The sequence below is a fragment of the Colwellia sp. MEBiC06753 genome, assembly GCF_053470325.1.
Map to the genome: position 1 here is coordinate 76,012 of NZ_JBQMTM010000010.1, position 11,254 is coordinate 87,265.

Genomic DNA, 11,254 nt, shown 5'->3' on the forward strand with positions numbered 1-11,254 from the left:
AAGGTTGTTTTTTTATTGACTATTTACTCGAATTTTCATGGTTCCATGAATACGTATGCAAAATATGTTTTTAGAAAATTGACCCACTTATATTAGGTTATCCATCTTTTAGGTGGACCTATAAATATTTAAAAAACAAGAGTCATCGCGTCAGCTGGATGCTGAATACAATTAAAATCAACAAGGATGAAACGGGGGAGAAACCTACATGTTAAAATTTAAGCCAAGCAAAGTTACACTTGCCATGCTTTCTAGCGGCCTTATGGCTGTTGGTGCACCTATGGTCGCTCAAGCTGCTGATGAAGCCGCAGCCGAGCAAGAAGTAGAAATTATTGAAGTTCGCGGTATTCGCGGTGCTTTACAGCGTGCTCAAGCGATTAAAATGAGTGAAAACTCAATCGTTGAAGTAATTTCAGCAGAAGATATTGGTAAATTACCTGATACTTCAGTTGCTGAGTCACTTGCTCGCTTACCGGGTGTTACTGGTGAGCGTCGCAACGGCCGTACTAGTGGTTTATCAGTGCGTGGTTTTAACGAAAACTTCGTTGCCACTTCATTAAATGGCCGTGAATTATTAGGTATGGGTGACAACCGTGGTGTTGAGTTCGACTTATACCCAACTGAAATTGTATCGAATATTGTAGTTTATAAGTCGCCAGAAGCAGGACTTTTAAGCCAAGGTATTGGTGGTACAATTGATCTTCAAACAGCCAGCCCATTAAATATTTCTGAGCGTGTTATTACCTTTAACGCTAGTTATGAAGAAAATGGCGACGAAGCGGCTAACCCTGATTTCGACAATAATGGTCACCGTTTATCATTTAACTATGTTGATAAATTCTTAGATGACACATTAGGCCTTGCTTTAGTTATTGCCTCTCAAGAAACGCCACGTCAGGAAAACCAATTCCGTGCTTGGGGTTATGCTGATACGCCTGAAGGTGACAAAATTTTAGGTGGTCACGATTCATTTGTTCGTTCTGCAATGCTAGAGCGTGACTCGTATGCTGCTGTTGTTGAGTATGCACCGACAGACGATTTAAAAATTCAATTTGATGCGTTATATATAGATTTCAGTGAAAACGATGTAAAACGCGGTTTAGAAGAAGGCGGTCCTGAGTGGGGTGGTGCAAACTACACTGCAACAAGTATTGATAATGGTTTTGTTACGGCTGGTTATTGGGATGGTTTCCACTCAGTTATTCGTAATGACGGATTAAGCCAAGATGCGGATTTAACCACATTTGGTTTGAATGTTGAGTATGCACTTAATGACAACTGGACACTAACTGCCGATTTATCAACAGGTGAAGTGAACAAAGACATTATCGATGTTGAAAGTTACTCAGGTGTTGGTCGTGCTGGTGTTGATGGTCGTCCTGCTGCAGCGCGCTCTTGGGAAATGACTTCTTCAGGTGTGGTTTACGGTGCTCACCCAACCTTATCAAGCCCAGATTACACTGATGAAGACTTAATTCGTTTAGCGGGTCCTCAAGCTTGGGGGGCTCCAGTAATTGGCGCATTTGCACAAGATGGTTTTATTAACCGTCCTGAGTTTGAAGAAGAGTTAGATGCCGCGCGTTTCCAAGTTGATGGTGTAGTTGAGTACGGCATTATCTCTGGCATAGAAGCTGGCGTTGCTTACTCAGATCGTCGTAAACAGAAAATTAATGAAGGTGACTACCTAACCGCACCAACTTTCCCAGGTGATGGTCCAATCCCAGAAGTATTAGGGGTGGCAAACCTAGGTTTCTTAGGTATTGATGGTGTATTAGCGTATGACAGCATCGGTCTTTATAAGAGTGGTTATTACAAAGCAACACCTGCTTCATTAGTGCAAACTGACCGTTTAGGCGACACTTACGAAGTTAAAGAAGAACAAACAACAGTATTTGTTAAAGTTGACTTAGATGCTGAGTTTGGTGATGTAATGATGACTGGTAACATTGGTTTGCAATATGTCGATGTTGACCAAAAATCTACCGGTTTCTCAACTGTTGAAAATGCTGAAGGTTATGTTGAAGCAACAGCAGTTAAAGGCGGCGCATCATACTCTGATGTATTACCATCACTTAATTTAAATTTTGAAGTGGCGGAAAACCAGTTTGTTCGTACCGCTATGTCAAAAGTAATCTCTCGCCCACGTATGGATGATATGCGTCCAAATGCTCGTGCGACTTTTGATTATAACGATAACCAAATTAATAACCCTAACCCAGAAAATGGTCCTTGGTCAGGTAGCTCAGGTAACCCAGAGTTAAAACCATATGAAGCAAATCAGTTCGATTTATCATATGAAAACTACTTTGCAGAAGACGGCTACTTTGCGGCAACCTTCTTCTATAAAGACCTTGTTAACTGGCACCGTAGCACCCGTGTATTAACTGACTTTACGCCAGTTTACATTCCTGAATTACATCAAGGTTCAGAAGGTCAAGCACCAGCAACATTTAACGGTTTTGTTGATGCAAACGTTGATGGCTTTAAAGGTTTTGTACGTGGTTACGAACTTCAAGCAAGTTTACCATTACGTCTAGTTAGCGATGTACTTGAAGGCTTCGGTGTTGTAGCTAGTGCCACTTTCCTAGATGGCAAATTAAAAGCTAATGAAGAAATAGGTATTGGTGAAGGTGATGTTCCAGGCCTTTCTGATGAGTCATATGCATTAACCGCTTACTATGAAAATAGTGGCTGGGAAATCCGTATCTCAGGTACGAAGCGTTCACCATTTGTAACTGAAACACGTGGTGGTAGCTTAGCGTTAACTGAGATTGGTCGCCAAGGTCAAGAGCTTTGGGATGCTCAAATCGGTTACGATTTTGATGAATCAGGTATTGAGTCATTAAAAGGCTTACGTATTACCCTACAAGGTCAAAACTTAACGGATGAAGACGATGTTGAAGTAGACTTAAGCGATTCTCGTTTAGTGAATCGTTATCAGTCATTTGGTCGTAACTTTATCTTAGGTTTAAACTACCGTTTCTAATGACTTAATTTAGTCTATTTAAAAGCCTGCTAAATATGATGTTTAGCAGGCTTTTTTATATACAGGATGTATGGTATGCCGCGGAGTCAGGACGACTAGGAGCGGCTATATACAGGATGTATGGCTGAAAATTGCTCCTGCATTTTCAGCATTTCCACCATCTTTGGTGGTTGTATGCTGCATAAATCGCATAGCCGGACGACTAGGAGCGGCGAATAAAGTGGCTGAACAGTTTGAACTCAGGTAGGCTATTTTAAAATAAACAATATTTATCCTCGAAAAGAAATATAAGAAAGATAATAAAAGCGTGTTGTTCAATGAATAATATAAAAAAAGTAGTGATCTTAGGTGGCGGCACCGCAGGCTGGATTTCAGCAGCATTAACTAAAAAGCTGTTAGGCAGTGCAGTAGATATTGAATTAGTAGAATCTGATGATATTGGTACGGTGGGCGTTGGTGAAGCGACCATTCCGCCGATTCAATTGCTTAATAGTGTTTTAGGAGTGAACGAAGCAGAATTTCTGCGTGAAACTAAAGCCACGATCAAGCTTGCAATTAAGTTTGAAAACTGGAAACAGCAAGGGCATCACTATTATCACTCATTTGGCGCAGTCGGTCAGGGCTTGGCATTTTGTCACTTTCACCATTTACTAAAGCGCGCAGGCCAATTAGAGGATGAGTCTAATCTTTGGCAATACGATCTGAATTATCTGTGTGCTGAGGCTGGTAAATTTGCCAAAATAAATACCAAAGATCCAATCATTGAAATGCCTTATGCCTATCACTTTGATGCAGGTTTATACGCTCAATTTTTACGTAAATTCAGTGAAAAACTTGGCGTAGTCCGAACCGAAGGGCTGGTAGAGTCGGTAGAGCAATGCCATGAGTCAGGTTTTATTAAAGCACTCAATTTAAAAGGTGGGCAGCAAGTATCAGGCGACTTATTCCTCGATTGTTCAGGGTTTCGTGGGTTACTTATTCAGGAGACCTTACGTACAGGTTATGAAGACTGGAGCCACTGGCTACGATGTGATCGAGCAATTGCTGTGCCTTCTGAGTGTCATCAGCAAACAAAACCCTATACGCGTTCAATTGCCCACAGTGCTGGCTGGCAGTGGCGTATCCCATTACAACACCGTAATGGTAATGGCTTGGTTTATTCCAGCGCCCATTATGATGAACAAACCGCTACTGATTTGTTAATGGCAAATTTAGATACTAAACCGCTAGCCGACCCTAAAGTTATCCGTTTTCAAACAGGCAGACGTTATCAGCAGTGGCATAAAAATGTGATTGCCGTAGGCTTATCCAGTGGCTTTTTAGAGCCATTAGAATCAACCAGTATTCACCTTATTCAATCGGCAGTGGTTAGGTTAGTACATTTATTCCCGCATCAGGGCGTAACAGACGATTTAGTTAATGAATACAATAAACAGTCGAAAGTAGAATTTGAGCAAATTCGCGACTTCCTTATACTGCATTATCACGTTACTGAGCGCACAGACAGTCAGTTTTGGCGTGATATGCGAGCAATGCAAATTCCTGATAGCTTGGCGCATAAAATTGAGATATTTAAGCAAAATGGTCGCTTATTCAGAGAGCAAAATGATCTGTTTTTAGAAAACTCATGGCTGCAAGTTATGGTAGGGCAAGGCATTATTCCCCAAGATTATCATCCGTTAGCTAATAGCTATAGTGATGAAAAAGTGAATGGCTTACTTGAAAAAATTAAACAAATTAAGTCAGAGCCTGTTGATAAATTGCCTAGCCATGATGAATTTATCGCTAATATGTGCCGATTATAATTGTGACAAGTACAGGTAGTTATCGTGACAAATAACCCGTTAAATATGGTTATATTAGGTGGCGGCACCGCAGGTTGGATGGCGGCAAATTTATTTGCTCAGCGCTGGGCTAAGCAGCAAGTTTGTATCACTTTAGTCGAGTCGCCTGATGTCGGTATTATTGGTGTAGGAGAAGGTTCAACACCTACACTAAAACGATTTTTTGAAACGCTTAATATTCCTGAAAGTCAATGGATGCCTGCGTGTAATGCTACTTACAAACTTAATATTCGCTTTAGTGGCTGGTCGCCACAATCGGGCGTTGCCAGTTATAGCCATCCATTTCCTACTCAGTTAGATACCTTTACTAAACGTGCATTTTTAGTTAACTGCCAAACACGCAGAATGGGGCTTGATACGCATACAACTCCCGGTGATTTTTTACTTAATGGGGTATTAGCGAGTCAAGGTAAAGGGCCGCAAACGCCGGAGAATTTTCCATTTAATTTAACCTATGGTTATCATTTCGACTCAGGGTTACTTGGCGAGTTTTTAGCAAACTATGCACAGCAGCGGGGGGTTAAACATCTTAAGCGTCATATCAAGCAAGTTAACCGCGCTGACAATGGCGATATTGCCAGTTTAGTTGATGAGCAAGGCCAACAGATCTCAGGCGATTTCTTTATCGATTGTACGGGTTTTTCTTCGGTGTTAATGCAACAGCACTTAGGGGTGAAATTTAACTCTTACCAAGAAAATTTATTTAATAATGCTGCGGTTGTGATGCCAACCCCAATTAGTGACAATATTCCGGTTGAAACGCTATCTACCGCGTTAAGTGCTGGTTGGTGTTGGAAAATTCCACTCACCAACCGATTTGGTAATGGTTATGTTTATAGCTCGGATTTTATTAGTCAAGATCAGGCAGAACAAGAGTTTCGCCAACATCTAGGTATGCTAGATAATGAGCAGCCGGTTAATCATCTCACCATTAAAGTGGGCTGTTTAGCCAAGCATTGGTCGCATAACTGCTTAGCTCTAGGTCTTTCACAAGGCTTTATTGAGCCACTGGAAGCAACAGCACTGCATTTGGTGCAAATTAGTATTGAATATTTTATCTCGCAGTTTGAAGCGGGGAATTTTAGCGCACAACACCGAGATACGTACAACCAATTTATGAGTGAACGATTTGCCCGAGTTAGAGACTACATTGTTGCTCATTACAAATTAAATACACGAAATGACAGTGATTATTGGCGCGCTAATCGAGACAATCAGCAGTTGTCTGAATCGTTACTGCAATTATTAGATGTTTGGTTTCGCCGAGGCGATTTAAGTGCTGAAATAGAGCGACAAGGTATCAGCAGCCATTTTGATACGGTTTCCTGGCACTGCTTATTAGCGGGCTATGGTGCGTTTCCGCCATTGCATCGGCAACAGCCCAATCAAGGCGATCTTTACCAAGAGCAAAATGTCGGAACTTTCTTGCAAGGCTGTAGCTTAAATTTTTCAAGTCATAATAGTAACTTAGCTAGTATGTAAGTTTGAAAAGCTTCTAGGTCTCAACATGGTTAAGCGCTGAGCTAACTGGTTAGTTTATTAGCCAAGTTTATATGTCTAAGAATCCTTCGCATTAAACTGGCGATACTGTATCGATGGAGTAAATGCGGTTCTTTCCGCCGCGCTTTGCATCATAAAGACGTTTGTCGGCTAATTTAATTAATGAATCTATGGTGTTAGTTTCTTGAGAAAAAGCGACACCTAAACTTACCGTAATATTGATGGTAACTTCTTGCGTTGCTACCGGTGTTTTTTCAATATTTTTGCGAATATTTTCAGCAATACGGCCAACCTGTTCGGCCTCAATATTGGTGAGTAATATTAAAAACTCTTCTCCACCCCAGCGCACAACGGTGTCGCTATTTCTGACGGTTGCCAGTTGTAAACGGGCAATATTGGTCAATACCTGATCACCAAAATCGTGACCGTACATGTCGTTAACTTGCTTAAAGTCATCAATATCGAGCATGATAATGGCATGTTGATCGCCTTGTCGTTTACTGAAAAACTTCAAGTCTTTAACCTGTTCATTAAATCCACGACGATTATATAAACCAGTAAGCTCATCATGGCTGGATAAATATTGCATACGCTTTTTTTCAACATTTTCAACATACAAGCCTTTTGATAATTTAAAGCGCATGTACTCGCTATACCAAGCTAACGCCACTAGAAATGTTGAGGTAATAATATAGGTTTTTTTCTCATCTATTGTGTATTCCCCATGTAAGCCGGCACTGGGGTCAATAAAGAACACATAAATGACAAATGCCTGCACCAGCGCAATATAAGGAATTGCTTTAAGGTGACCTATGGTTAATACCAAGCAAGGTAAAAACAGGTTACACCAAAGTAGGCTGGAGGCATCAGTGTGTTGTGCTGAGCCAATAAATGACCCTAAAAACAAGTTTAGATAGATGATGGCAGGTAGAAAATGAATACGGCCAATATCTTTATAATAGTGCATATAAATTAGGCCAAAAACTGATAGCACTATAGCGATGAGATTCGATAAAGCGTCAAGGTAATCACCACGCATGACATTTGCGTATAAGTAAAAACTGCAAAATAACACAAAGGCGCTAAACGCTAACTTATAGAGTTCGCGCTTAAACTTTTGCTCATATTCCGCATAAGACTGAATCTTAACTTTCATACTAATAAACTACCTTGTTTCTAGCCTAAGCATACCTTAATTGATTGAAAAATCGACAGTAAAAGAGTGGTTATTAATTTAACTTAACCAACTTATTGTTATTTAATGGGTTATTTTTGTCGTGTTAATGACAGTTACCTGGCTTTTGAATACGTATGCAGGGCGTTGAGCTGGTTGGGGGATACACGTAACGTCAATATTAAGGTTGAAAAATAATCAGCCGTATTTCGATATGAAATAGCTAAATAACAATTATAAAAGCAATAAAAAATATAATGATAAAAAAGTAAGTGAGTTGATATGTTAGCGATACAGCAGCGCTTGGCTAAGCGTTTTTATATGATCCTGAGTTTACCGGCAACGGCAATGGGCTTCGCGCTGTCGGTACAAATATCAGCCCTTAGTTGGATACTTACCACACAGTTTGGATTAGATATTCATCAAGTGGGGTTAGTTTGGGCTGCTGGTCCAATTGCCGGAATTTTAGGACAAGTGATTGTCGGTATGATCAGTGATAATGTCTGGTTCTGGCAGGGGCGGCGTCGACCGTTTATTCTTATTGGCGGCGTGCTAGCAGGGCTAATGTTATTGGCTCTGCCTAATATTGATATTGTTGCTACTAGCTTAGGTATTTCTGGTTTATTGGGCGTTGCGATTGCAGTGGCGCTGACTTTAGATTTATCGATAAACATCAGCTTCAATCCAACCCGCGCCATTATCGCTGATGTCACTCCCGCAGGTGAAGCGCGAACAAAGGGTTATACTTGGATGCAAACCGTTTCAGGTTCGTTCGGTGTGCTAGCCTATGCTATTGGTGCTGTCTGGGGCAATTTTGTCTTAATTTATTTCGGCGCCATTTTGGTGTTTGTTTTATCAATCGTTCCGCCATTCTTTGTTAAAGAGCCTGCTCAGTTAGCTGTTGAAAATATTGGTGATGTAACGTCTTATGGTTTAGTCACCGTTATCAAAAATATTAAACCGTTATGGGGGTTTCTAGCGTATGATTTGTACGCAATTGTCCTGCATTTATCAGGTATCAAGAGCGAACACTACTGGGCTGAGCTTATTGCCGCGCTAATGACGCTGGCACTAATTATTCAAACCGTTGCTGCAAAAGAGCAAGAGCAGTTGGCCACTAACCATGCTGGCTTTAAAAAAGTACTTGCCGCCCATTCATTTAGTTGGGTGGGAGTGCAAACTATGTTTGTGTTTATTTTCGCGTTTTTACAAGACAAAATGCCGAGTATTACTGATGAGCAACTGGGGAGGATAATTGCCATGAGCTTTTTAGTATTAAGCGCTGTGGCGGCATTATTACCAGCCCTAGTGCTAGAACCTATGGCGAAAAAAATTGGCCGAGTTAAAACCCATACTTGGTGTATAGCCTCTATGGCAGTTGCCTATGGTCTTGTGTCAGTACTCGGCAGTAATCCTATTATGCTCTACGGTTTAATGGCATTGTTAGGTATTGGCTGGGCAGCCATTATCAGTTTACCGTTTGCTATTATGTCGGAAAAAGTTCAGCAATCGCGTATGGGGCTTTATATGGGGCTGTTCAACTTATCGGTTGTGTTGCCACAATTATTGGTGAGTTTAGGCATTGGCTTAGTGATCAGTAAAGTTGAAGATAAGAGCATAGTGTTTCAAATCAGTGCTGTGTCGCTGGCGATATCAGCCTTGGTCTGGACGCAAGTTAAAGAAAATCAGCTAAAAACTCAGCATAAATGACCTAATTAAGCTGCGAGAAAGCGTAGATATATAGGTAATTAGGTTTATAGCTAGGCTAATAAAAAAGGAGCGTTATGCTCCTTTTTTTGTGTGTTCTTAAAGTATAGGTTATTTAAGCTCGATAATTGTCACACTAAGTGGTGACATAGCAATAGTTAAATGACCATCGTTTAAAGAATATTGACTGCTGCCCGTATCATAAATGCCATGGCTAATTTGGTGATCAAAGTTAAAGCTGGTGGTTGTCGTTTTATTCGCGGTATTAAATAACACTAATTGACGTTGACCTGAGTCAAGCGCGCGAATAACGGCAAATAATTCTGCTTTATCGCTGCTGTAAACCACTGTTTGTTTACCGTATTTCAGTACGTCATTTGCTTGATAAATTTTAGCCATTTCAGTGAATGCTTGATACAGCGGATGACTTTGATCAAAGTTATCATCAGCGGTCGTTTTAGACGTACCTAGCAGTACATCATCGTTATAACTGGCAACAAGGGAAGGCATCATATCTTGGCGTGAGTCATGGTTGCCGCCATCGCCAACAAAACCTTGTTCGCTACCGTAATAAACAACAGGCATACCACGTAAAAAGTACATCATGGCGTGAGCAAGCTTAACGCGAGCCAGACTTTCTTCTGTGGTGTAATTATGCACGCTAGCTTTTAACATCCAAGCAAAGCGTCCCATATCATGGTTGCCAATAAAGTTAAGTAAGTAATTGGCGTCATATGGCTGGTTGTAATTATTTTGCTGATATTTATCATCTTGATTAAACAATTCAACCAGCTTATTGGTGCCTTGCTGCTCTACTAAGACATTACGTACTGCGCCTTGAAAACCAAAGTCCAGCACTGAGGGGATTTTTCCCACTGTGGTAAAGTTACTCAGCACATTTGGATCGCCGCTATAAACTTCACCAAAAATAAAGAATTTTGGCAAACCAATAGATTGAGCATGCGCCATTAGCGCAGGAGTAAATTGTTGCCAAAATTCAATATTTACGTGTTTAACCGTATCAATGCGAAAACCATCAGGCTTAAACTCATCAATAATATTTTTAAAAATATCCACCATGCCGTTAACTACGGCAGGATCGTCGGTATTAGTATCATCTAAGCCGAAGAAGTCGCCATAAATTGAATTTTCACCTTCAAAGGTTGAATCCCCTTGGTTGTGGTAATACTTAGGATTGTTTAACCATAAAGGCTTTTTCAGTTGTTCTTGTCCCTTAGGAATAAAAGGCGTGTAAGTGTCACCTGCGGCCACTTGTGCTAGTGTTTTATATTGGCACAACTGCTTGGAATCAGACCACATTACACCGGTTGCGCCATGACATTCCTGATATTTAATCACATCCGCGGTGTGGTTGGTGATAATGTCGAAAAACACCCGAATATTATTGCTATGGGCGGTATCAATAAATTGTTTTAAGTCAGCATTGGTACCTAAATGAGGATCAATTTCGGTAAAATCTAGTACCCAATAGCCATGATAACCAGTGATGTCACCTTGTACAGCTTGGTTACGTAAAATAGGCGTTAGCCAAATAGCGGTGATACCCATATTTTTAAGGTATGGAATTTTCTCAGTTAGCCCCGGAACATCGCCGCCATGAAAATGACCTTTCTTGGTTTTATCTAAGCCACCTTGTGAAATAGCGATTGTTTTTGAACCTTGATCATTGCTAGTATCCCCATTGTGAAAACGATCGGGCAGTACAAAGTAAAACACTTCATCACGCACATCTCTGGTTAAATAGTGGGGCAGATCTGCTAACTCAGGTATAGGCTGTGTGGTAATGGGTTCAAGCTCAGTTGCCACAGACGGTGTAGTATTAACGGAAGGCTTGGTTGAGTCACCATTGCAGCCCGTTAGGCCTAAGGTAAGTAAGCTAGCAATAATGGCTAACGTCATTTTTGGTGGTTTGATCATCATAAAAGTTAGTTGTTTTTTCTTGTTAAGTAAGTGTTTTGTTAGATTAGTCTGTTTTTCGTCAAGCTAAAGCGCGCAATTTATTAGATTGCGCATTATTTGTTA

The 11,254-nt window shown here is 40.7% G+C and carries 6 protein-coding genes; 4 read left to right on the forward strand and 2 right to left on the reverse strand.

Going from position 1 to position 11,254, the window contains the following annotated elements; genetic code table 11:
* Window positions 1–208 precede the first annotated feature (208 nt).
* The 3 genes from ACOB82_RS09585 (at window position 209) to ACOB82_RS09595 (ending at window position 6,312) form a co-directional block, all read left to right on the forward strand.
* Entirely contained in the window at window positions 209–2,986 is a 2,778-nt protein-coding gene (locus ACOB82_RS09585) for a TonB-dependent receptor (protein WP_448212765.1), read from the forward strand.
* Window positions 2,987–3,303: 317 nt separating this feature from the next.
* Window positions 3,304–4,791, forward strand: a complete 1,488-nt coding sequence (locus ACOB82_RS09590; RefSeq protein WP_448212766.1) for a tryptophan halogenase family protein — start codon at window positions 3,304–3,306, stop codon at window positions 4,789–4,791.
* 45 nt (window positions 4,792–4,836) lie between these two features.
* On the forward strand, window positions 4,837–6,312 hold the full coding sequence (locus ACOB82_RS09595) for a tryptophan halogenase family protein (RefSeq protein WP_448212813.1): 1,476 nt from the start codon (window positions 4,837–4,839) through the stop codon (window positions 6,310–6,312).
* Window positions 6,313–6,403: 91 nt separating this feature from the next.
* Here ACOB82_RS09595 and ACOB82_RS09600 read toward each other — a convergent pair whose 3' ends face one another.
* Window positions 6,404–7,486, reverse strand: coding sequence for a GGDEF domain-containing protein (locus ACOB82_RS09600; protein ID WP_448212767.1), 1,083 nt, complete (start codon window positions 7,484–7,486; stop codon window positions 6,404–6,406).
* Between the two features lie 300 nt (window positions 7,487–7,786).
* On the opposite strand from ACOB82_RS09600, the gene ACOB82_RS09605 reads away from it, so the two are divergent.
* Entirely contained in the window at window positions 7,787–9,214 is a 1,428-nt protein-coding gene (locus ACOB82_RS09605; protein WP_448212768.1) for an MFS transporter, read from the forward strand.
* Window positions 9,215–9,322: 108 nt separating this feature from the next.
* On the opposite strand, the gene ACOB82_RS09610 is transcribed toward ACOB82_RS09605, so the two are convergent.
* Window positions 9,323–11,152 carry an alpha-amylase family glycosyl hydrolase gene (locus ACOB82_RS09610; protein ID WP_448212769.1) on the reverse strand — a complete coding sequence of 610 codons (1,830 nt, stop codon included), beginning with the start codon at window positions 11,150–11,152 and terminating at the stop codon, window positions 9,323–9,325.
* Between the last annotated feature and the right edge of the window lie 102 nt (window positions 11,153–11,254).